Source organism: Acinetobacter sp. P1332, assembly GCF_044057475.1.
GTDB lineage: Bacteria > Pseudomonadota > Gammaproteobacteria > Pseudomonadales > Moraxellaceae > Acinetobacter > Acinetobacter johnsonii.
The window spans coordinates 519,599-541,973 of sequence record NZ_CP171157.1 but is presented as its reverse complement, the minus strand read 5'-3'; the positions used below and the strand labels follow the sequence as shown (position 1 = coordinate 541,973).

Sequence of the window (22,375 nt, the reverse complement as noted above, 5' to 3'; positions counted from 1 at the left end):
TAATGCCAGATTAGCGCTTGAATTTCTTCTCAGCTTTCTTAAACTTCTGAACATAACGACGCTTACGCGCTGCTGTACGTTCATCCACCTGTGACTTACGTCCTTCAAATGGGTTTTCAGAGGTTTTAAACTCAATACGTACTGGCGTACCTTCAAGTTTGTACACTTTACGGAATACGTTTTCTAAATAACGACGATAATCCGCAGGCGTTTTATCAACTTTGTTACCATGCACCACAATCGTAGGTGGATTTTGTCCGCCCATATGGGCATAACGCATTTTAATACGGCGACCACCGACCATTGGTGGTTGGTGCGCATCTGTAGCATCACTTAAAATTTGTGTGATTTTTGCAGGTGAAACTTTCAAATGTGACGAATCATAAGCACGGTGAATCGATGGATATAGATCCCCCACCCCCGTACCATGCAATGCAGAAATTAAATGTACTTTTGCCCAAGGAATAAAGTCAAAGCGACGATCGACATCCAATTTACATTGTTTGCGATCATACTCAGACATGTTGTCCCATTTATTAATCGCAATCACCATCGCTCGGCCCGCTTCAAGCGCATAACCAATCAAATGTAAATCTTGCTCAACCACACCTTCACGTGCATCAAGTACAACCACAATGACATGGGCATCTTTAATGGCCTGTAGCGTTTTCACAATTGAGAACTTCTCAATCATTTCATCGACTTTACCTTTACGACGCACACCTGCAGTATCGATTAAGGTGTACTGACGGCCATCACGTTCATACGGGATATAGATCGAGTCGCGGGTTGTACCCGGTTGGTCAAATGCAACTACACGCTCTTCACCCAATAAACGGTTCACTAGCGTCGATTTACCGACGTTTGGACGACCAATAATCGCTAAACGTAAGCCTGTGTTCTTATCGTGCTCATCTGCATCTTCATCTTCAGGCACACTTGAAAGCACATCTTCAAGCATTTGCTGTACACCGCGACCATGGCTCGCAGCCACTTGCATAGGTTCGCCCATACCCAACTTGTAAAATTCAACAAGTGCAGCTTCGGCATGTACACCATCAACTTTATTCGCCACAAGGTAAACTTTCTTACCGAGTGTACGTAGCTCACGCGCAATTTGCTCATCCGATGCGAGCAGGCCTGCGCGTGCATCAACTACGAATACAATAATATCGGCTTCATTGATGGCAGTTTTAGACTGTTCTGCCATGTAAGAGTCGATACCACCTTCATTTTCGCCAATACCACCAGTATCAACCACAATGAAAGACTTATTTTGAAATACAGCATCACCATATTTACGGTCACGAGTCAGACCGGCAAAGTCAGCAACAAGCGCGTCTCGGCTTTTGGTGATCTGGTTAAATAGCGTTGATTTTCCGACGTTCGGACGACCAATGAGCGCAATTACGGGTTTCATAGATTAACCTTTATTCAAGATCAGCCAGTGAGACTGGTCTGAACATCAGAAACTGGAAGAAAATTAGGTGAAAAACCTGAATAAAAACTCGGGGTTTTGACTAAGCAAACACCCCGAGGAATTTAAAAAAATACGAATTTCGACTAGTTTAACATAAGTCGAACAGAATTAACGATTCTGCCAAATGCTTAATGCACCCTTTCGTGTTGCAACATAGAGTTGATCATCAATCACACGTAAAGTACGCACTTCACCAGACGTCTTCGCACGACCGATCAATTCACCTGTCGCAGGGTTCAGCATGTGCAATACGCCATCTAGATCACCGACGATTAGGTCTTGGCCTAACATCACAGGATTACTCAATTGGCGGTTCAGCAGGCTGTCATTTTCCCAAAGCTTTTGACCCGTGCTAATTTCATAAGCCACTAACTTGCCGTCAGTTTGCGCCACAAATACACCATTACCCACCACTTCAGGGCGCTGCGTACTGCTTGAGTCTTCACTCCACACTACTTGCTGTGAAGCCAAATCTGTCATGGTCACTTGACCTTGATAGCTGGTCGTAATCAAGTACTGACCTGCTACTACAGGATCACCATCGACATCATTCAAACGTTGAATGTCCGAACGACCATCCGACACAGCTACACGGCGCTGCATACGTGGCACACCTGTAAGCACATCTAAAGCATAAACATAGGCATTAGCTGAAGAAATCAGCACTGTGCGCGCATCAACAGGAACAGGCGCTGCATTACCACGTAAGCTAAGTTGTACATTTGGTAAGTTATAAGTCCACACTTGCTGACCTGTTGCCAAATCATGCGCAAAAACAGTGCCATCATTACTTACAGAAATTACACGACTAGCTTGAATCAACGATGGCGCAAGAAGTGCACCTGTTAATTGTGCTGTCCATTTTTGCTCGCCAGTTGCCTGATCTAAAGCAAACAATTGACCTTTGGCGTTACCTACAATGACATGACCATCGGCAGCTTCAACGCCTGAACTCAAACCGGCTTTAGATACTTCTTTCTGCCATAGTTTTTGTTTGCCTTGATATGCCGTCACTAGACCTTTAGGGTCAAGTGCAAAAACTACACCGTTGTCGGCATCAAGGCGTAAACGTAAAGGATCAGCAGTCGAAGTTGAAGACACACTTTGAGAAAATACAGGAGTCAGGGTTTTCGCCTGCGTCAGTTTTGGAAGTGGATTCGGCTTAACTTCTTCTACTTTTCCGCTACTTGCACAACCCGCAAGTGCTAAAGTTAATACGGTTAATGCGCACGAAATTTTGTATTTTCTATTCATTCAGTTTCTTCCGCTGCTGTTTCTATAAGTGGACGTTCGATTTCAGGATCATCAACTAAAATACCAACACTTTCGAGTTTAATTTGTAAAATTTGGCGTTCTTGTTTACGTTCAACCAACTGATCCCATGCACTTTGGTAGGCTTTCTTCGCATTTTCGATGTCGTTTTTAGCCACATAGACATCGCCTAAAGCTTCATCGGCTGTCGCTTTAAAAGCAGGATCTTTTACCAATGCAAGGTTTTTAATCGCATCATCAAACTTCTTTTGCGCCAATTGTGCATACGCTAAACGCAATTTCACAATTTGCACTAAGCCGTCGTCATCCACTTTCGAGTTTTCAACTTTCTTCAACGCTTTTTCAGCACTAGCATAATCCGCCTTGTCATAGGCCAATTTTGCCATTAACAATTGCGTTTGAATGGCCTGCGCCGAATCTGGTGCTTCTTTCACAATTTTGTCCGCAGTTGCAGACAAGGCTGTAAATGCATCGCCTTGCGTTGCACGTGCTTCATCCATCAATTGCTGAACTTTAGCCGTGTTCATTTGGTTCTCGGCCAAAGTTTTCTTCTGCCAGTATTGCCATCCAAAAAAGGCAATCAGCGCAATTAAAATCCCACTAATAATGGCTGAACCATATTTCTTAGTGAAAGACTTTAAACTATCAAGTTGTTCTTCATCACTTAATGCGCTCATGTGACTACCCTTTCCTTATATTTTGGCTTATTTTGAAGAAAATTTTTCAATCATAAATGGCACGATGTCATCCACCGCAACCAAAGTTTGTTCAGCTGTCGCCAACTCTTTTACGGCAAACTGAGCAGCTTCAACCTCGCGCTCACCCAAAATGAGGGCAAACAATGCGCCAGACTGATCCGCTTTTTTCATTTGCGACTTCATTGAACCATGTGATCCAACTTTCAAACGAAGCGTGCTTGATGCAGCATCTAACTGGTTACGAATTTGTTCTGCAAGCACCAAAGCTTTGCCTTGAGAAGCGGGATCTGCCAACAAAAACATTTCGCAGTCACGTACAGGTGTAGCGTCTTCGACTTGCTCAAGCAACAACAACAGACGTTCCATGCCCATCGCAAAGCCAACTGCAGGTACAGACTGATCGGCCTTGCCTTTAAGCTGACCCACTAAGCCATCATAACGACCGCCCGCACAGACTGTGCCTTGTGAACCCAAATGCGTGGTGGTCCATTCAAATACAGTTTTATTGTAATAATCTAAGCCACGCACCAGTTTTTGGTTAATCACGAAGCTCACACCTGCATCGGTTAAATACTGCTGCAAAGTGGCAAAGTGCTGTAGTGTCTCTTCCCCCATAAAGTCATGCAACTTCGGTGCATTTTCTAAAATGGCTTGAGTTTTGGCATCTTTAGAGTCAAGGATACGTAGTGGGTTGGTGGTTAAACGACGCTGTGAATCTTCATCCAAATCATTTTTATGTGATTCTAAGAACTCCACCAATGCCGCACGATAAGCTGCACGCTCATCAGACTCACCCAAAGTATTCAACTCAAGTTGAACTTTATCTGCCACACCCATGCGTTTCCACAGACGTGCCGTCATCAAAATCAGCTCAGCATCCATATCTGGGGTTGCCACACCAAAGGTTTCCACGCCGAACTGGTGGAACTGACGGTAACGACCCTTTTGCGGCTTTTCATAACGGAACATCGGCCCGATATACCAAACACGAGGCGTTGCACCGCGAAGCAAGTTATGCTCCAGCATGGCACGTACACAGCCTGCTGTTCCTTCAGGACGCAAAGTCAAAGACTCAGGCGGATTACCTTTGTCCAAGAAGGTGTACATTTCTTTTTCAACGATATCCGTTGCATCACCAATCGAACGTTTGAACAAATTGGTTTGTTCAACAATAGGCAAACGAATTTGCTGGTAGCCATACGCATCCATCAATGATGCGAGATGCTGTTCAAGACGTCTCCACGCTGGTGTTTGCGTAGGAAGAATGTCATTAAAACCTTTGATTGCGACAATTGAACTCATGATGAACTACGGATGATCTCTTTAGATTTAGCTTCTTCAAGCTCTGAAACACGCTGACGAACCATCGTTTCGATTTCGTCAACCAACTGATTTGTGTCAATTAAATGGCTCTTTTCACCATTACGATACACCAGTGAACGTGGACTTGCACCAACTACACCAATATCGGCTTCTTTGGCTTCACCTGGACCATTCACTTTACACCCAATCACCGACACATCCATTGGGGTGCGAATATCTTCTAAACGCTCTTCTAAGGCTTGCATCACTGAAATCACGTTAAACTCTTGACGTGAACAGCTTGGACAAGCAATGAAGTTGATTCCATTTGAGCGAAGACTGAGTGATTTTAAAATATCAAAACCAATCTTAATCTCTTCTTCAGGTTCCGCTGCCAAGGAAATACGCATGGTGTCACCAATGCCATCCAACAACAAACCGCCCAATGCAATCGCAGATTTCACTGAACCTGTACGGTAAATCCCAGCTTCTGTTACACCCAGATGTAACGGATTATCAATTTGCTGTGAAAGTAGGCGGTAAGCATCCATGGTTAAAAACACATTGGATGCTTTTACAGAAACCTTAAACTCATGAAAGTTCAGACGATCTAAAATATCAATATGACGCATCGCCGACTCAAGCAATGCCTGACCGGTTGGCTCACCATATTTCTTTTGAATATCTTTTTCCAGTGAACCTGCATTCACCCCAATACGCATAGAAATATCGTTATGGCGCGCTGCAGCCACTACTTCACGGATTTTAGCTTCAGAGCCAATATTTCCAGGGTTAATTCGTAAACAATCCGCACCCAAGTCCGCAACACGCAGTGCAATCTTGTAGTCAAAATGAATATCTGCAACCAACGGCACCGATGAACGCTTACGAATTTCACCAAAAGCCTCTGCCGCTTCCATCGTTGGTACAGAAACGCGCATGATGTCCGCACCTACATCTGCACAGCGCTGAATTTGCGCCAGCGTTGCTTCCACATCACAAGTTTCAGTATTGGTCATACTTTGAATGCTGATGGGTGCATCGCCACCGACATAGACTGAACCTACACGAATCTTACGAGTAGGCTTGCGTTTAATTGGATTTACAATCATTGCTTTTCCTTGATCCCATTAACGTGACAAGCGGAAATCTGCTTTTCCACCGACGGTATATGGTGACAATGAAATACTTTCATTATTTAAGCTGAGTGACACAGCAGCAGCATCATCAATACGAATTTGAAAAGGTGTCTCGCCAGCAAGCTCAAGTGTAGAGGCTTGACGCCCTGTTGCCAGTACTTTCCCAGTTGAATCGACAATATGTACAGACGTAGGACGATTGAACTCAAGTTTCAACTGATCCCCTGTGGTTGCAGCAGCACCATTCATATTGATGATTTGTACATCAGATTCCATCTGCGGAGTCGCAGCCTCATCTGTACTGCCTGACCAATTCTGAATCATGCCGAACAACGCTGCCAAAATCGCAATTACAACAATCGCAATCAGTCCACGTTTCAACCATTTACGGTTACGGTCACGGTTAGAACCGGGTAATTTACCCATGATTTTAATCGGTGAATTATTCAATGCATGATTTGGCAATAGCCCCGTATCATTGGCATAAATGTCATCAAAACGCTGAATAATCGTAGTAGCATCCACTTTTAGGAACTTCGCATAAGTACGATAGTAACCTTTAATGAAGGTTGCTTCTGGAAGCGCTGTATATTCGTCCTGCTCAAGTGCAGTTAAAGTCTTGAGTGGAATATTCAACTCTTTGGCAACGTCGCTTAATTCACGTTTTTGTGTAATACGAATTTGACGAAGATAATCACCCGGACGTTGGATATTTCCTAAAGCATTGCTAGAACCATTCGATTGTGGTGAATTAGGATTTACTTCCATACGGCCTCAGTAGTGTACTGTAATTGCAAATAACGTTTGTATTCTTGACTGTCTGGATACAATGCACGTAACTGGTTGACCAGTACTTGCGAACCCATCGTGTCATGATTTGCTCGCGCAATTCGGATCCCAATCCAAAGCGCACGCGCATCTAAGTTTTTCTCGCCAACTGCTCGCACAAACTGTTCATAGTACTGCGTAGCTTCAGCATTTTGCTGACGTAAATATGAAATTTCCGCCATTTCGATCATGGCAAGATAGGCACCTGAGTTTACCTGTAGGGCTTGTTTAAAAGCTGCTTCTGCTTCCGCCACTCGACCTACTTGTAGATACGCACGACCTAAATTTTCCAATGCTCGATAACGTTGATCATACCCTAAAGTTGAACCTGCAACTTGAAGTTGATCAATCGCGTCATTATAACGCCCAATTTGATATAAATACGTACCGTAGTTGTTACGAGCCTGTGCATTTTTTGGCTCAGCCGCAATTGCATGCTTAAAATAACGCTCTGCCTTTTCCACATTTTGTGGACTGCCTTCACGCTGTAACAATACGCCCATCATCATATTTGCAGATGCATCACGAGAGTCGATGTCTAATGCCTGATCCAATGTACGTTTCGCAGCATCGTAATCATTCGACTTAATATATTCAGCCGCCAACTGCGTTCTAACTTGTACTGCTTTACTTGGATCACCTTTCGTATTCACGGTTTGGCAACCCACCAAGTACCACACTGACACTCCCAGTGTCAGCGCAAGGTAAAGTTTAGAAACGGGTTTTTTCAATTGGCATCCCCTTATATTATCCTTGTGAACGTAGAATCTCGTTTTTCTCTGCTACTTTCTTTTTCCACTGCTCAGCACGACGTGTTCGATCGGCCACTTGACCAACCAATTGTCCGCAGGCAGCATCAATATCATCACCACGCGTTTGACGAATCGTACACACAAATCCTGCATCAGACAAAGTTTTTTGGAAAGAAATAATGCGGTTGCGACTTGAACGACCATAAGGCGCGTGTGGAAATGGATTAAATGGAATTAAATTAATTTTACTTGGTAAGTTCTTCAACAGTTTAATCATCTGCTGCGCATGCTCAGGATGATCATTCACCCCATCCAACATCACATATTCAATGGTGACATGCTTACGTGCACTTTCATTACCATCTTTGGCGATATAACGTTGACATGCTGCAATCAGCTGTACCAATGGATATTTTTTATTGATTGGAACCAATTCATTCCGCAATTCATCATTTGGCGCGTGTAGGGAGATTGCCAATGCAACATCAATATCTTGTGCCAATTGATCAATTTTCGGCACTACACCTGAAGTCGATAAAGTCACACGGCGCTTAGACATGCCATAAGCAAAATCGTCTAGCATAATGCGCATTGAGCTCAATACGGCATCATAGTTGAGTAATGGCTCGCCCATCCCCATCATCACGACGTTGGTCACCGAGCGCTCACGCTCAGCTACAGGCACATCTTCCATATAAGAATAGTTTGCGACCCACAACTGGCCAATAATTTCATCTGGGTTTAAGTCGCGCTGAAAGCCTTGTTTACCGGTTGAACAGAATGAACAATCCAGTGCACAGCCTACTTGAGATGAAATACATAAAGTACGGCGCAAACCACTGCGATGCTCAGCAGGAATCAATACGGTTTCAACCAAAGAGCCTTCGCCCTCACCGACACGAAACACCCACTTACGCGTACCATCTTTAGAATAATTTTTATGCACCACTTCTGGCGCTTTAATTTCACAAAGTTTTTCAAGTTTTTCACGTAACTTGCCTGAGATATTGGTCATCTCTGCAAAATCAGTCACAAAAAACTGGTGAATCCATTTCATCACCTGTCCTGCGCGAAACTTTTTTTCTCCCATATCTTCGAAGAATTTTTCAAGCTGCGGACGTGACATGCCAAGTAAGTTCACTTTCGCAACAGAATTTTGCTGTGCAGGAGCGGATGGAGATTGTTGCTGTTCAGCCGAAACTGTAGAGACAGCGACCACTTCAGTACTCATGTGTATTACCTAAACCATGTCTAACGATGAAAGGAGAAGCTCAATAAACGAGCAGAAATTTATTCAGGGAATAAAAAAACCAGATAAGTATAATAACACTTATCTGGTTTGAATACTTCGAATTAACGAGTACGTGGAGCAATCTCAGTTTGAGCGAAGAAGTAGTTAACTTCACGATCAGCAGATGCTACAGAGTCAGAACCGTGAGCAGCATTTTCGTCGATGCTTACAGCGAAGTCAGCGCGGATAGTGCCTGGAGCAGCTTCTTTAGGGTTAGTTGCGCCAAGAATTTCGCGGTGAGCAAGAACTGCGTTTTCGCCTTCAAGAACTGAAACAACAACTGGACCAGAAGTCATGAACGCAACTAGGTCAGCAAAGAAACCACGTTCTTTGTGCTCTGCGTAGAAACCTTCAGCTTCAGTTTGAGTCAAGTGTTTCATTTTAGTTGCAACGATTTGAAGACCAGCTTTTTCAAAACGAGCAAAAATGTCACCGATGTGGTTTTTAGCAACTGCGTCTGGTTTTACGATAGATAAAGTACGTTCAATAGCCATGATTGGCTCCTTAAGTCAATGTAGACATGAAAATTTTGGCGCATTATACCGACATAATGCACAATTTTCTGCTTTTACTCTGTAAAAAGTTGCTTTTTTCGATACAAGGATTATCGCGCTTCGTCAATCCATGCCATTTGAATTGCTTCAAGCAAACCTTCAGTCGACTTGGTCGGATCATCACTAAAGTCTGGTAAGGCACACACCCAAGCATGTAAGTCTGTAAAGCGAATCCACTGCGGATCGACATCTGGATGAGCTTCATACAACTCAATAGCAATATCAATAGTGTCTGACCAACGTAAGCCCATGGTGGAGTCTCATCACAATGTAGAAGATGCTGTACTGTAGCAAACTCTGAAATTTAAGCGCTAGTTTGTTTGGGATAAAATTGGGCTTTTTTACAACACGATATTTAAAAATGGTGCACTACAAATTAAAGCGACGGCTACAACCGCACCTATAGCCGCTCCGACCAACACATCACTTGGATAATGTAGCCCTAAAATCATGCGTGACGCGGCAACCAAAACAGTAAAAGGCAACATGAGCACCAATAAAATTGGCTGTACAAAGCCTAATAACGTACTGACCATCACTGCATGTAAAGTATGACCCGAAGGAAAACTAAAGTGATCGAGAGGTCGCTCACCCATTCGAATCACTTGATGTACTTGATAGGGTCTTGGGCGAATAGTTTTGATTTTTAAGACTTTATAAATTAAAGTCCCGCACAATGAACCGAGAACCAAATACAGGATTTGCAAACTGTAGACCAATCCTTGCAACAACCAAGTTAAAGCCAACATCGTGTACCAAAAGATGCCATCTCCCAATCGACTGATCCGCTTAAAAAAATTAGCTACAGCATGCGAATGGGAGAAATGATTGAGATAGACACAGCCTTTTAAATCTAAATCTAATATTCTTATTTTTGCAGTTTTAAGATTCATACCACTTCTCCTTAACAACAATGTTGAAAGTTCAGCTGGAAAATCATTGTTATATGACGATTTAATTCATCAAAATCGCTTCTCGTTAAGCTCATATTAAAGGGTGTTTTTGACAGTTTGATGATTTAAATTAAAACCCATCAAAATTACCCAACTCATCTTTATCACTGACACTTTTAAAACAGCTATTGGTTAAGGTGCTGCCTTAATATTTGCCGCGTGATATAAGGCTTGCTCAAACTGTTTTACAGGATACTGCCAGCCCACACTTTCAATGTCCTGACGCGCTTGAGTTCCCATACATCTAAGCACCTTTTGCTCTGGCAACTGAATAATAGTTTGCATAAAGTGTGCCACTTGTCCAAAAGGACTCAACCACCCTGTTATACCTTGCTTGATATAACGCTGCGGACTGGCATAGTTATAGGCCACCACAGGTAAGCCACTGGCCATGGCTTCGAGTACCACATTACCAAAAGTCTCTATTTGACTAGCAAAAACAAAAGCATCTGCACTGGCGTAGACTTGAGCGAGTGACTGCCCTGTTAAGCTTCCCGTAAAAATAACATCTGAGCCATTTGCCATCTCAGTTAAGCGCTTGCGATCTGGCCCATCTCCCACAATCACCATTTTCAACTTGCGTGATTGCTGCTTCTTGATATTCAAATAGCTTTGAATGAGCACATCGACTTCTTTTTCTGGAGATAAACGCCCCACATATAACAGCACCGTAGTATTTGCATCTGCTTGCCAATGCTGACGCAATTGTTCTGAGCGGTGCTCTGGATGGAAGCGAGTTGTATCGACCCCTCGCCCAACCTCAACCAAAGGACAAGTCACCCCAAAGGCCTGGAGTTGATTTAACGTGGTTTCACTCGGCACACAGGTGAGTACCGTATGGTTATGAAACCAGCGAAGATAACTTTCAATCGGTTTGACCAGTAAAGCCAAATCAAAGAAGCGACTAAAGTCATGAAAAGTTGAATGAAAGCCACTCGACACTGGAATTTGATGTGCTTGAGCAGCATACAGTGCCGTCAACCCCAACGGTCCTTCCGTCACAATATGGACCACATCTGGTGCGAAGCGTTCAATCGCTTTGCTGACTTTCACATACTGTGGCATACCAAATTGCATGTCGGCATATTTAGGAATGCTCTTTGCCCAGACCAAACACTCCTGCTCTGCCTGAAAGTCGGTACATATGGTTTTTTGGATTGGGCGGATGAGCTGAATGCGATGCCCCAGTTTCTGCAAACCTTTACACAGTTGTAATAAAGAGTTCGCAACACCATTGATTTCTGGTGACCATGTTTCCGTCACGATGGTTATTTTTAACTTGGGTTTGAGGGTTTCTTCAAGGATAGAGAGTTCTTGCTGAATATTATGCTGATGTTGTTGCTTGAGATAAAACCGCTGAGGTTCTGGGAAATTGTGCTGTTTGAATAATTTTGTTGTCATTGAACCGATCATGTTATTCCAAACTTTTCTTATTTTCCTCCAAGTTTAATTAAACTATTTGACAGTTTGATGATAATAGACCTCTTTCATAAATCATTTTTTACTCAGTTCCAAATTATAGATCCCAGCAATTAGATTGAACCTCAATCCCAATCTTTTTCCTCGATTGCGATATCGCTCAGCAAGGATTTTGAAGGTTTTCAAACTGCCAAATACATGCTCAATGCCAATTCTTCTTTTGTTAATTTCTCGATTGTAAAGCTTTAACTCAGGATCTAGTTTGCAGCGTTTTTTTGCTTTTAATGGCAATAGGCTATTTCGATACACTGTGTAAATCCCTTGATAACCCTTATCTGCAAGTATAAAGGCACTTGCAGGAATCTGATTCAAATTGCGTTTGAAAAGTTCGAAATCATGTACAGCACCACGACTTGTGCATAAACTCAGAATTTGCTGAGTTTTATAATGAGCAATGGCTTGAACTTTGAAAGTATGTGCCTTCTTCTTACCACTATAGCTTTTCTTCTGTTTTTTTAGGCCTTTGTATTGGAATTTCTGTGGCATCTACGATCACCACATTCCAGTCAATACCTTCGCCTTCAGGCAAATGCTTTGGTAAATTAAATAAATTGGACTTGATGAGGCAGTCCTCTACATGGTGTACGATTCTTGAAGCAGTGGGCTCTGACACGCCATAACTTGTTGCGACATGGAATAATGTTCGGTATTCACGCCAATAGCTTAAGCATAAGAGAATCTGATCTTCTAGGCTTAATTTAGATGGTCTACCTTTGGCAGGAACATGCATTTTCAATTGCTCAACCATTAAATTAAAGGTTGACCATGAGATGCCGGTATATCGCTTAAACTGTGTTTCAGAAAGCTTCTTTGAATAGATGTATTTCATTCAAAGATTATGCCTGAATGTTTAAGATTCTTCGGTACAAATAATCAGCAATAGATAGGTCGTTTTTTGATTTATGAAAGAGATCTAATGAATGCAATAAAATAAAAAGACACCTATGATTAGTAGGTATCTTTTTACATATTAATAGTTTAAATGCCTAAAATTTAAAACATCAAATTAATATACAAGCTATCCTTATACACACCTGCTGGGGTTAAGGCAGTTGGGCGTTCCATCAATTGCACCAAGACTACAAACTTATTTTGCTCAGTTGCTGGTTGAGCAATAGGGCTATTCCAACGTGATGCACTTGCTCCTGAAATATTCATTTGAGTTCTCAATTTATAGTTTTTCTCATTGACTAAATAACTACTCCCTGTTGCATTAGTTAAATTACGCGAATTGAATTTAATCGCGTAATTACTATCGCAAGCCACTGAGAAAGAAGTTGCAGCTTGACTAAGATACGATGAACTTAGATTCAACTGGCTTGAAGTTAAACGCTCAATTTGACACTGTTTTGCATAAGCTATTGGGGTGGCCGCTACACAAAACAGCAGTATAATAATGTTCAGTTTCATGGCTCTACTCCATTTATTTACACTGAAGATCCAGTACTGATGAGTTGTCATCATTCTTAGTATCTGTAATTGTAAGTTCTGCCGAACAACTGCGTGCTTCTTTAGTTTTAATTTGTATCTTATATGTTCCCGGAATCAAACCATAAAGCGTTACGCTACCATCGGTAGAAATCGGATAAACCTCTCCTTCACCATTATTATCAATATAAAGCTCTGAACCAGCAGCAAAAGACCGATTGTTACTATCTACTGGCTTAACAGTGACTTGTTTCGCATGGAATACTGGGAAATTGATTATATAGCCGCGTTGATTTAAAGCTGTTAATTGTTTGCTTGAATACTGTATTTTATCTTCGATAGGTAGTTGATTTTGATCAAATGCAATGTCGTATTTAACATAAGGAATAACATCATGAATAAAGGCATACCCCTTTTTATTGGTTTTATCAACATAGGTCAGCGATCTTAAAATATCAATATCTTGGTAATCCCCTACTTTGACTAGAGTAAATGCATTATCAACCATTTTAGTAAAACTGATTTTATTACCCAACCAAACAACTGCTCCTCGATAATTTAACTGTGATTCACGATCTTCACGACCTTGCACATGATAGAAATCTAAATCTCCTACATCTGTTTTAACAACACCATTAAAGTTAAACATCGTGTCTTCACTACGACGGTTTACTCCAAGAGAATAATCGAAACCGACTTGATTGGAATCATATTTCACCAACTGGAGATTTGTATTTTGGTCAGCTGATTGACTAAAGTAAACGGACTTATTATCAAAACTGTAGCTAAGTGAAAGAATGCCGCCTGAGTCTTTCCTGTCACCAAAAGAGTTGAAATAGCTTAAACCAAATGAAATTCGACGACCAAAATTCCGATTAAACCCAACATTTATTACCTTTTGGTTACTATTAGGAAACTCAGGATATTCATAATATTTTTGTTCTGCATAGTTAATATTTAGATTATGTAAATAGGGCACATTACTCATACCAAAATATGCAAGATTTTCAAATTTTGGATAGTTAGAATTGGCACCTAACTCATCTCCTAAAAATTTAAAATCTTTTTCTGTATATTTTGAACTCGCCCCCATTGAAAATCGACCAAAGTCTTTACTTGCGGATAACCCATAGGAATAATTAAATTGGTTTTCATCATCATGAGAAGCAAGAACAACACTATCGAGAACAAAAATATTACTAATCGCTTGTGTCCACATGAACCCTATATTTTGTATATCTTTACTGTAAGATAAATTGCTTCCTAACGTAGTTGAGTTTGACATACCTCTGCGAAAATAAGTATTCACAAAGAAGTCCCTATAATCACTGCTATCCAAATTATAGTTATAACGAAGTTTACCTGCTGCAACACTATATTCATTCAAACCAGATCGTAATAGTCTATTGGTCACCATAATAGGAAAGCTTTGTACACTTCGATTCCCGAGTACATCCTCAACTACAATTTGCGCATTACCTGCTTGTTGGATTTGTGCCCCCATCAGTAAGTTATAATCACCAGGGCTCACCTTTTGATTATAAATATTTACGCCATTTATATATAAATCAACAGTAGAAGGAACGCGTGCACTCCCTTGTAAACTTGGCATATTCCAGTACACAAAATTTGGTCTTTCAGTGTAATTCGTCCCCCAATTTAAACCTGCAAAACGTAAAGAATTAATCAAAGGGTTATATGTAGTTGTAGTATCCCCTATCGTTAAGCGGGTCATATGTTTAGGAAATTCAAAATCGACACTACTACTCAGGCGAACCACCCGCTCATCAGTGGGGGTATTCTGATACAACATAGAGTTTTTCATGATCCAATAATCTTTGAAAACCCCTAGCTCCATAAGTCCACTATATGAGTTATTAGAATTACTAGTTGCATAAAGAAAATCATAATTTATGAAACCACCAAAACTGGCTTTTTCTGGAATAACACTTCCATTTAAGTTATTAAAATCAGATTCAAAAGAGTCTGTAGGAATAGTCAATTTAATGGATTGTGATGTGTCATCAAACGCTGACTGAATTACTCCTGATGACACTGAACAAAACTCTGGCCGAGAGGAGAGCGTTTTTAATTGGCTTGTTGTAATTTGACGTTCTGCCAGTATATTACATTCAATATAGTATTGATCGCCTTCTTTTAATAAGGCAACATCCGTATGATGATCTAAATCATTAATCCATAAATTTGCAATATTTTCTTCCAGCACAGCTTCACTGGCATTCACATTTAGTGCAAAAAAAATATGAATAACGATAAGTATTCTTATTTTCGTATTCATCGTAAACTCCCCACCTCAGACTAATCCGAGAATTTGAGTTCCACCATTTTATCGTTCTTATCAGTAAACAATTGAACATAATAATTTTTAGGATTTGATATTCGTGTATTGTTTAAATCATAAGACGTGCTTTTATTTGCAAGCAAATAACTCATAGTCTCCGTTTTAAAAACTTCTTTTTTATTAGCATCGACAATCTTCAAATTTGCAATTTGAATATGGGAATTCGCGTTATTTTTAACAACGAGTTTATTATTTTCTACATTAAATTTGAGCTTAACATCTTCTTGCTTTCCAACAAAGAGTGGTAAGTTAAAACTTACAAGAAAATTCACAGATGACTCTTTCACTGCCTGCGGAATCTCATCAACCATCACACGCCATGTACCTTCTTGCTGTCCACTTAAAATAGACTCAATGGGACGGTTAAAGCCCACACGAATAGTCTGTTTACCATTCGGCTGCAAAATAAAGTTTTTAGGATTAATAATTAAGGAGTTATCAGGCTCCAGTACGTTTTCGCCATTTTCTTTTTGCGTCCACTTAAATGCTTTTACTTCAAAAATTCTCTTCTCAGTTTCATCTTTAGATTCTAAGGTAAGTGTTGTGGTTCTTTGTTTTATTGGATTTTGAATATACATTTGGACTGGATCAACTGAAACACCAGCATTTGATACCGACATATAAAACATCGAAGACACCAAAATTGATATTATTCTTTTCATATTACACCCCTTATTATAATTTTAAAAAACCTAACCTGATACTGTAATCAAGTTAGGCTTAGTTTAACTAAATTAGTAGTAAACTTTAATTTTATAAGTATCGTTGTATGTACCCGCACGTTGGAATGCACCAACTGCTGCATTAGTTACCGAAACAGAATATTGATCGTCAGCTAGACCATTATGATTTGAATTACCAAATGGAATTACACCGCCACCTGTTTTATTTGTAACAATTGTTGTTGGTACACGAACACTGCCATCGTCCTCATGTTTAACATAAGTACTTGCACTTGTACCTGTGTTCGCTGTTTGAATGTTAAGTGTATAGTGCGTATTACTACGTACAGTATAATTTGAACTTTGTGTTCCACCATTTTTATTCAGCGTAATGGCACTACCGCCAAGCACTTCACATTTTTTAGGGATTTCTAATTTAATAGGAATATCTTTTTCACAACCTAGAGAAGTACAGTTCCCCCAGTTATAACTAGGGCGTGATGCTGTATCATCCTCTGCATAAAGGGCTGTAGAACCTGCACTCATTAGCGTTGCAACTAGCGATGCTTGTAGTAATTTATTCATAGCTACTCTCCGAGATTTTTCTTTTAAAACCTGATCAATTGTTATGGTTACCCTTAATTAAACTGGACCTTGTTTGGCTACCAAGCTTTTCTTAAGTGTGTTTTTATTCTAGTTGTTCTGTATAAAAAACCATCTATGCAGCCTTTTTCACTCAAATAGAGACCCAACTTTAAAACCTCAAAAAAGTAAAATTAAAATAATGTTTTTATTTATATTTTATTTATTCATTAACTTTGTAAATCCCTAAAAATAGTTACACTACTTTCAGTGATGCACAATTTTAGTGCTTTTTTATATTTTAAATAGATCTCTGTTTTATCTTAGAAATTTTCAATATTTCAAATTTACATTTAATTACATATTTGGGTGAATAATTTCTTAACCCGCTAAAAAATCCATTTTCCATCTTTTTTTTACTTTACATTTCTACTAATTATTCAATTTAGGTCGATCATCTCGCTAAAATTCAAAGTTTATTCACATGCTATTTACCCAATTTCAGTGATTGAACAATATGACTAAAATCACATAATCAAGCCTTAAATTTACATGACCTACTATTTTAGAAATCAAAAACTCACACTAAAAACCCAAACGTAATGATAGGTACACTTTTTTGAGAGTTTCATTTATTGCAATAAAGCCCATGGATACGTTATTAATCCAATAGTTTTTTGACAATATATGCTGCCCATATATCTAGCACTGAAATGGAATTCTCGTTGACTCCATATAACGATTTTGAACACGGGTAAGATCAACTTATAGCTGTGTACCTATAGCCATATCATGGCCCTATTTATACTCACATCTTTTTAATTAATAGCTTTGCCCTACATAAAATATAATAGTAGATCAATAAAAAACCCTGCCGAGGCAGGGTTTTAGTACTTAAAATCAGCTAGATCAGAAACTTAGTTCTTTTCTTTATCTACAATTTTGTTTGCTTAAATCTAAGGTACGAAAAAAAAGGGAAAGCATTGCTTTCCCTTTTTTAAAGGCACGTAACGTAACCTTAGTTCTTTTCTTTATCGACGATCTTGTTTGCCTGAATCCAAGGCATCATCGCGCGTAACTTACCACCTGTTACCTCAATACCATGCGCTGCGTTTTGACGACGACGCGCAGTCATTGATGGGTAGTTCAACGCACCTTCGTTAATAAACATCTTCGCGTATTCACCAGATTGAATACGTTTAAGTGCATTGCGCATCGCTTCACGAGACTGTTCGTTGATTACTTCAACGCCAGTTACGTACTCACCATATTCAGCGTTGTTTGACACTGAATAGTTCATGTCCGCGATACCACCTTCAAACATCAAGTCAACGATTAACTTAAGTTCGTGTAAGCATTCGAAGTAAGCCATTTCAGGTGCATAACCTGCTTCTACCAAAGTTTCGAAGCCCATTTTCACAAGTTCTACCGCACCACCACAAAGAACTGCTTGCTCACCAAATAAGTCAGTTTCAGTTTCTTCACGGAAAGAAGTCTCGATAATACCTGTACGACCACCACCTACACCAGAAGCATAAGAAAGTGCTAGGTTACGTGCATTACCAGACGCATCTTGATGAATCGCGATTAAGTCAGGAACACCCGAACCACGTTGGTATTCAGAACGTACTGTATGACCTGGTGCTTTTGGTGCAACCATGATTACATCAAGGTCTGCACGTGGAACAACTTGGTTATAAAGAACAGAGAAACCATGGGCAAATGCTAATGTTGCACCTTCTTTAATGTTTGGCTCAATCACGTCACGATAAAGTTGTGATTGGAACTCATCTGGAGTCAAGATCATGACTACGTCAGCTTGTGCTACAGCAGCAGGAACTTCAGCAACTTTAAGACCTGAATTTTCAGCTTTTTTCCAAGAAGTAGAACCAGCACGTAGACCTACAGTTACGTCTACACCAGAATCTTTAAGGTTAAGCGCGTGTGCGTGACCTTGTGAACCGTAACCAATGATCGCTACTTTCTTAGATTGGATGATAGATAAGTCGCAGTCTTTATCGTAAAAAATTTGCATTGCTGTCTCCGCTAAAATGCTTGGTATTCTGTAATTCCATCAAGGGGTTTATTGTTTGATGAAATCCTCCTCTTTCTCAAAAGGAGGTTGAATCGTGTTAATTAATTAAATGGTTAAAACTTTTTCGCCACGCGCGATGCCTGAAACACCTGAGCGTACAACTTCTAGGATGGTGTTTTCTGCTAACGCATCAATAAAACCATCAATTTTTTCAGTCGTACCCGCGATTTGAATGGTGTAAGTCGTTGGGGTGACATCAACAATTTGCGCACGGAAAATGTCCGCAGTTCGTTTAATTTCAGCACGTGCCGAGCCAAGTGATTTGACTTTAATCAACATCAACTCACGCTCAATGTGCGCACCTTCAGACAGGTCAACCACTTTCACCACTTCAACCAATTTGTTGAGCTGTTTGGTGATTTGTTCAATTTTATGGTCATCGCCATAAGTCGTTAATGTCAAACGAGATAAGGTCGGATCTTCGGTTGGTGCAACATTTAAAGTCTCAATGTTATAACCACGTTGAGAAAACAAACCCACCAAACGAGAAAGCGCACCAGCTTCGTTTTCTACAAGTACAGAGATAATGTGTCTCATGACGTGCGCTCCCCTTTACCTAACCACATATCTTGCATTGACTGACCTGCAATAAGCATTGGATAAACATGCTCTGTACGGTCAACCATCACATTAATAAATACGCATTTATCGTTGATCGCCATTGCTTCAGCAAGCTTCGACTCTAGCTCATCCGCATGGTCAATTTGAATACCAACATGACCATATGCTTCCATCAATTTAGGGAAGTCAGGCAATGAATCGATATAAGAACTTGAGTGACGTCCTTCATAGTTCATATCTTGCCACTGCTTCACCATCCCTAGAGCTTGGTTATTCAAGCAGAGGATTTTTACGTTTAGGCCATATTGCTTACACGTCGAAAGCTCTTGGATACACATCTGAATCGATGCTTCACCCGTGATACACACCACTTGTTGGTCAGGGAAAGCCAATTTCGCGGCCATCGCATAGGGTAAACCTACACCCATGGTGCCTAAGCCACCTGAGTTAATCCATTGGCGCGGACGTTTATACTTATAATAGTTCGCACCAAACATTTGATGCTGACCTACGTCAGAAGTAATGATCGCATCACCATTGGTGATTTTATCCAACGCTTCCACCACTTGTTGTGGTTTCATTACGCCGTTTGCACCAGACTCATAACGCATGCCATGAACTTTACGCCATTCATTGATTTGCGCCCACCAAGCAGCGATATCTTCAGGATTTGGTTTAGACACATTCATTTGTTTCAACTGTGTCAACATTTCCTGAAGAACAGGTTCTACCGCACCCACGATCGGGATATGCGCCATGATGGTTTTTGAAATCGTCGCAGGGTCGATATCAATATGAATCACTTTGGCATTTGGACAGAATTTTGCTGGATTATTGGTCACACGGTCATCGAAACGCGCACCGATACACAAAATCACATCAGCATTGTGCATGGTCATATTGGCTTCATAGGTACCATGCATACCCAACATGCCAATAAACTGCGGATCATTACCTGGAAATGCACCAAGCCCCATCAAGGTATTGGTGACTGGGAAGCCCAAAATGTGCGCCAGTTCAGTTAACTGTGCAGAAGCATTCCCCTGAACCACGCCACCGCCAGTATAAATCACAGGACGTTTAGCATGAATCAGCTCTTCAATCGCTTTACGAATTTGACCTGAGTGACCACGATGTGGCGGTTGATACGAACGCATCTTCACTTTTTCTGGGTATTCGTAAGCAAATTTCTCAGCAGGATTGGTTGCATCTTTTGGAATATCGACCACAACTGGACCCGGACGACCAGAAGCTGCAATATAAAATGCCTTCTTAATAATCGAAGGAATTTCGCTGGCATGGCGCACTTGGAAACTATGTTTTACGATCGGACGAGAAATACCGACCATATCTGTTTCTTGGAATGCATCTTCACCAATTAAATGTGACGCAACCTGACCGGACAAAATCACCATTGGGATTGAGTCCATATAAGCCGTTGCAATTGGAGTCACAGTATTGGTTGCACCCGGACCTGAAGTCACGAGAACCACACCCGTCTTACCTGTTACGCGTGAGTAAGCATCTGCCATATGACCAGCAGCTTGTTCATGGCGCACGAGGTAATGATTGATTTTGTCTTGTTGAAAGAACGCGTCGTAGATATGTAAAACTGCGCCGCCTGGGTATCCAAATACATGTTCAACGCCTTCGTCCGCCAATGCGCGAACGAGCATTTCACCACCAGATAAAAGTTCCAACGTGATTCACCCTAATCTTTATCACTGCAATGGTGGAAGGCACCAGCAGTGTTTCATTCATTGATTGTCTGCACTGTTATAGCACACATATTTCTTAGTTTTCATAGCAATAGGAAAAAATTCTGATCTGTATGCTGTTTGAGCAATATGAGATCTAAAACGTGTTGGGATAAACACATTTTTTTACTTTGTTCACGGTCTCGGCTAGAAAGCGTGTCCATTGCATGAAATGACACTTTATCGAAGGGTGATCGAGTAAAGGCATATAAAACTAAAGACAGCATTTTTAGGAGTTTCGTGACTAAAGTCAAGTTTAAAAATTAGCTTTTTTTTGTTTATTTACAGAGCGTTTGTTTTTTATTCATCGCGAACAAAGAAAACTGAACCGCTTTTTCTTGGTTTTTTAGTGCAAAAACAAATAGATTTCTATTTGACTGAATTTATTAATAAAAAAACATAATAAAACCCATAAATAAGTTTAATAAGATATTCCCCCCAATTTACATCCAACATCTATCTCAGATTTTTTCAGTTTTAAATATAGATCAGCATTTGCTCATCAGGTTTTAACACAACTTTCTTATTTTGATACTTTGTCATAACACATATTTCACGCGTTAGACTGAGGATTTGACCTGCAAAATATTTCAAAAAACTCAGATGAAAAACACATCAAACACTGCTTATTGCTCTAAAATTGGCATAAAATAACGACAACGATAAACCCGATAAGATCCAATGATTACGGATATAAAAAGGACAATGCTAGATGAGTATTCAGTTTGCAAAAATGGCAGCATGTTTGGTGGGGATGGGGCTTGCAATAGGCAGCACACAAAGCTTTGCTAAGACGTATTATAAGTGGGTTGATAGCCAAGGCTCGACACATTACACCACGACACCTCCACCCAAAACAGCAAAGAAAAAAGGCAAAGTCGACACCTATGGTTGGAAAAATTCGCCACAAGCTGCGTCATCGGAAGCACCTCCTGCTGCCAATATGCCGAATAACATACCAGCTCCCCCCAATGCTGTACCAAGTGCTGCCCCAGCAGCACCAGCGGTTGAGTTAGAAAATCAACGACGTGAAGCAAATGAAGCACTTGAACGTGGACAACAAGCTCGCCCTGCTGAAGTACAATCGAATAGATAACAACTTTCTCTACGCTAACTCATGAAGTAATTCTCATTATTTTGAGACTACTACATTTTATAATTTATCTCAGGCGCAAAATTC

The 22,375-nt window shown here is 40.5% G+C and carries 22 protein-coding genes; 1 reads left to right on the top strand and 21 read right to left on the bottom strand.

The annotated features are described in order from the left end of the window. Positions 1–10: 10 nt before the first annotated feature. From der to ACFN7Z_RS02525, 21 genes are all read right to left on the bottom strand, one after another. Positions 11–1,420, bottom strand: a complete 1,410-nt coding sequence (gene der / locus ACFN7Z_RS02625; protein WP_004697684.1) for a ribosome biogenesis GTPase Der — start codon at positions 1,418–1,420, stop codon at positions 11–13. Positions 1,421–1,588: 168 nt separating this feature from the next. Further along, positions 1,589–2,734: an outer membrane protein assembly factor BamB gene (bamB, locus tag ACFN7Z_RS02620; RefSeq protein WP_130235006.1), complete on the bottom strand. Its 1,146-nt coding sequence runs from the start codon at positions 2,732–2,734 to the stop codon at positions 1,589–1,591. After that, positions 2,731–3,429, bottom strand: coding sequence for a tetratricopeptide repeat protein (locus tag ACFN7Z_RS02615; protein ID WP_005401704.1), 699 nt, complete (start codon positions 3,427–3,429; stop codon positions 2,731–2,733). Before ACFN7Z_RS02615 ends, bamB begins: the two co-directional genes overlap by 4 nt. Before the next feature lie 27 nt (positions 3,430–3,456). Beyond that, positions 3,457–4,752, bottom strand: a complete 1,296-nt coding sequence (gene hisS, locus ACFN7Z_RS02610) for a histidine--tRNA ligase (protein WP_062031308.1) — start codon at positions 4,750–4,752, stop codon at positions 3,457–3,459. Then, positions 4,749–5,864 carry a flavodoxin-dependent (E)-4-hydroxy-3-methylbut-2-enyl-diphosphate synthase gene (ispG, locus tag ACFN7Z_RS02605; RefSeq protein ID WP_130235007.1) on the bottom strand — a complete coding sequence of 372 codons (1,116 nt, stop codon included), beginning with the start codon at positions 5,862–5,864 and terminating at the stop codon, positions 4,749–4,751. Before ispG ends, hisS begins: the two co-directional genes overlap by 4 nt. 18 nt (positions 5,865–5,882) lie before the next feature. Further along, on the bottom strand, positions 5,883–6,659 hold the full coding sequence (locus ACFN7Z_RS02600; RefSeq protein ID WP_130235008.1) for a helix-turn-helix domain-containing protein: 777 nt from the start codon (positions 6,657–6,659) through the stop codon (positions 5,883–5,885). Then, positions 6,650–7,450, bottom strand: coding sequence for a type IV pilus biogenesis/stability protein PilW (gene pilW / locus ACFN7Z_RS02595; protein WP_004697674.1), 801 nt, complete (start codon positions 7,448–7,450; stop codon positions 6,650–6,652). Before pilW ends, ACFN7Z_RS02600 begins: the two co-directional genes overlap by 10 nt. A 16-nt stretch (positions 7,451–7,466) precedes the next feature. Beyond that, complete coding sequence (gene rlmN, locus ACFN7Z_RS02590) at positions 7,467–8,702, bottom strand: 23S rRNA (adenine(2503)-C(2))-methyltransferase RlmN (RefSeq protein ID WP_130235009.1); 1,236 nt, start codon at positions 8,700–8,702, stop codon at positions 7,467–7,469. Between the two features lie 122 nt (positions 8,703–8,824). Continuing rightward, a complete protein-coding gene (gene ndk / locus ACFN7Z_RS02585) occupies positions 8,825–9,256 on the bottom strand; it encodes a nucleoside-diphosphate kinase (protein ID WP_004983508.1) in 432 nt (143 codons plus the stop codon). A gap of 110 nt (positions 9,257–9,366) precedes the next feature. Continuing rightward, positions 9,367–9,567 (bottom strand): Fe-S cluster assembly protein IscX, encoded by a 201-nt coding sequence (gene iscX / locus ACFN7Z_RS02580; RefSeq protein WP_004697668.1) that lies wholly within the window; start codon positions 9,565–9,567, stop codon positions 9,367–9,369. A gap of 90 nt (positions 9,568–9,657) precedes the next feature. Further along, positions 9,658–10,209: a phosphatase PAP2 family protein gene (locus tag ACFN7Z_RS02575; RefSeq protein WP_130235010.1), complete on the bottom strand. Its 552-nt coding sequence runs from the start codon at positions 10,207–10,209 to the stop codon at positions 9,658–9,660. 192 nt (positions 10,210–10,401) lie between these two features. Further along, the gene (locus ACFN7Z_RS02570) at positions 10,402–11,682 is read right to left on the bottom strand and encodes a glycosyltransferase family 1 protein (protein ID WP_130235011.1); all 1,281 of its coding nucleotides are present in this window, start codon (positions 11,680–11,682) and stop codon (positions 10,402–10,404) included. An 81-nt stretch (positions 11,683–11,763) separates the two neighbouring features. Next, positions 11,764–12,234: a transposase gene (locus ACFN7Z_RS02565; protein WP_213075192.1), complete on the bottom strand. Its 471-nt coding sequence runs from the start codon at positions 12,232–12,234 to the stop codon at positions 11,764–11,766. Continuing rightward, positions 12,182–12,577 carry a transposase family protein gene (locus ACFN7Z_RS02560; protein WP_039889777.1) on the bottom strand — a complete coding sequence of 132 codons (396 nt, stop codon included), beginning with the start codon at positions 12,575–12,577 and terminating at the stop codon, positions 12,182–12,184. The genes ACFN7Z_RS02565 and ACFN7Z_RS02560 overlap by 53 nt, the downstream gene beginning before the upstream one ends. Before the next feature lie 164 nt (positions 12,578–12,741). Then, positions 12,742–13,158, bottom strand: coding sequence for a hypothetical protein (locus ACFN7Z_RS02555; RefSeq protein WP_004983505.1), 417 nt, complete (start codon positions 13,156–13,158; stop codon positions 12,742–12,744). Between the two features lie 13 nt (positions 13,159–13,171). Then, complete coding sequence (locus tag ACFN7Z_RS02550) at positions 13,172–15,475, bottom strand: fimbria/pilus outer membrane usher protein (RefSeq protein WP_131230607.1); 2,304 nt, start codon at positions 15,473–15,475, stop codon at positions 13,172–13,174. Between the two features lie 20 nt (positions 15,476–15,495). Then, positions 15,496–16,200 carry a molecular chaperone gene (locus tag ACFN7Z_RS02545; protein WP_130235272.1) on the bottom strand — a complete coding sequence of 235 codons (705 nt, stop codon included), beginning with the start codon at positions 16,198–16,200 and terminating at the stop codon, positions 15,496–15,498. A gap of 72 nt (positions 16,201–16,272) precedes the next feature. Continuing rightward, on the bottom strand, positions 16,273–16,785 hold the full coding sequence (locus ACFN7Z_RS02540) for a hypothetical protein (protein ID WP_130235271.1): 513 nt from the start codon (positions 16,783–16,785) through the stop codon (positions 16,273–16,275). A 1,015-nt stretch (positions 16,786–17,800) separates the two neighbouring features. After that, on the bottom strand, positions 17,801–18,817 hold the full coding sequence (ilvC, locus tag ACFN7Z_RS02535) for a ketol-acid reductoisomerase (RefSeq protein ID WP_004983494.1): 1,017 nt from the start codon (positions 18,815–18,817) through the stop codon (positions 17,801–17,803). Positions 18,818–18,922: 105 nt separating this feature from the next. After that, positions 18,923–19,414, bottom strand: a complete 492-nt coding sequence (gene ilvN / locus ACFN7Z_RS02530; RefSeq protein WP_004697653.1) for an acetolactate synthase small subunit — start codon at positions 19,412–19,414, stop codon at positions 18,923–18,925. Continuing rightward, on the bottom strand, positions 19,411–21,138 hold the full coding sequence (locus ACFN7Z_RS02525; protein ID WP_035327125.1) for an acetolactate synthase 3 large subunit: 1,728 nt from the start codon (positions 21,136–21,138) through the stop codon (positions 19,411–19,413). Before ACFN7Z_RS02525 ends, ilvN begins: the two co-directional genes overlap by 4 nt. Before the next feature lie 769 nt (positions 21,139–21,907). Between ACFN7Z_RS02525 and ACFN7Z_RS02520 the strand changes: the two genes are divergently transcribed. Beyond that, a complete protein-coding gene (locus tag ACFN7Z_RS02520) occupies positions 21,908–22,291 on the top strand; it encodes a DUF4124 domain-containing protein (RefSeq protein ID WP_395442578.1) in 384 nt (127 codons plus the stop codon). The last annotated feature ends 84 nt before the right edge of the window (positions 22,292–22,375 follow it).

Bases quoted from the DNA above. Each gene is read 5' to 3' on its own strand.
- der (WP_004697684.1), bottom strand. From the start codon at position 1,420: ATGAAACCCGTAATTGCGCTCATTGGTCGTCCGAACGTCGGAAAATCA.
- bamB (WP_130235006.1), bottom strand. From the start codon at position 2,734: ATGAATAGAAAATACAAAATTTCGTGCGCATTAACCGTATTAACTTTA.
- ACFN7Z_RS02615 (WP_005401704.1), bottom strand. From the start codon at position 3,429: ATGAGCGCATTAAGTGATGAAGAACAACTTGATAGTTTAAAGTCTTTC.
- hisS (WP_062031308.1), bottom strand. From the start codon at position 4,752: ATGAGTTCAATTGTCGCAATCAAAGGTTTTAATGACATTCTTCCTACG.
- ispG (WP_130235007.1), bottom strand. From the start codon at position 5,864: ATGATTGTAAATCCAATTAAACGCAAGCCTACTCGTAAGATTCGTGTA.
- ACFN7Z_RS02600 (WP_130235008.1), bottom strand. From the start codon at position 6,659: ATGGAAGTAAATCCTAATTCACCACAATCGAATGGTTCTAGCAATGCT.
- rlmN (WP_130235009.1), bottom strand. From the start codon at position 8,702: ATGAGTACTGAAGTGGTCGCTGTCTCTACAGTTTCGGCTGAACAGCAA.
- ndk (WP_004983508.1), bottom strand. From the start codon at position 9,256: ATGGCTATTGAACGTACTTTATCTATCGTAAAACCAGACGCAGTTGCT.
- iscX (WP_004697668.1), bottom strand. From the start codon at position 9,567: ATGGGCTTACGTTGGTCAGACACTATTGATATTGCTATTGAGTTGTAT.
- ACFN7Z_RS02575 (WP_130235010.1), bottom strand. From the start codon at position 10,209: ATGAATCTTAAAACTGCAAAAATAAGAATATTAGATTTAGATTTAAAA.
- ACFN7Z_RS02570 (WP_130235011.1), bottom strand. From the start codon at position 11,682: ATGATCGGTTCAATGACAACAAAATTATTCAAACAGCACAATTTCCCA.
- ACFN7Z_RS02565 (WP_213075192.1), bottom strand. From the start codon at position 12,234: ATGCCACAGAAATTCCAATACAAAGGCCTAAAAAAACAGAAGAAAAGC.
- ACFN7Z_RS02560 (WP_039889777.1), bottom strand. From the start codon at position 12,577: ATGAAATACATCTATTCAAAGAAGCTTTCTGAAACACAGTTTAAGCGA.
- ACFN7Z_RS02555 (WP_004983505.1), bottom strand. From the start codon at position 13,158: ATGAAACTGAACATTATTATACTGCTGTTTTGTGTAGCGGCCACCCCA.
- ACFN7Z_RS02550 (WP_131230607.1), bottom strand. From the start codon at position 15,475: ATGAATACGAAAATAAGAATACTTATCGTTATTCATATTTTTTTTGCA.
- ACFN7Z_RS02545 (WP_130235272.1), bottom strand. From the start codon at position 16,200: ATGAAAAGAATAATATCAATTTTGGTGTCTTCGATGTTTTATATGTCG.
- ACFN7Z_RS02540 (WP_130235271.1), bottom strand. From the start codon at position 16,785: ATGAATAAATTACTACAAGCATCGCTAGTTGCAACGCTAATGAGTGCA.
- ilvC (WP_004983494.1), bottom strand. From the start codon at position 18,817: ATGCAAATTTTTTACGATAAAGACTGCGACTTATCTATCATCCAATCT.
- ilvN (WP_004697653.1), bottom strand. From the start codon at position 19,414: ATGAGACACATTATCTCTGTACTTGTAGAAAACGAAGCTGGTGCGCTT.
- ACFN7Z_RS02520 (WP_395442578.1), top strand. From the start codon at position 21,908: ATGAGTATTCAGTTTGCAAAAATGGCAGCATGTTTGGTGGGGATGGGG.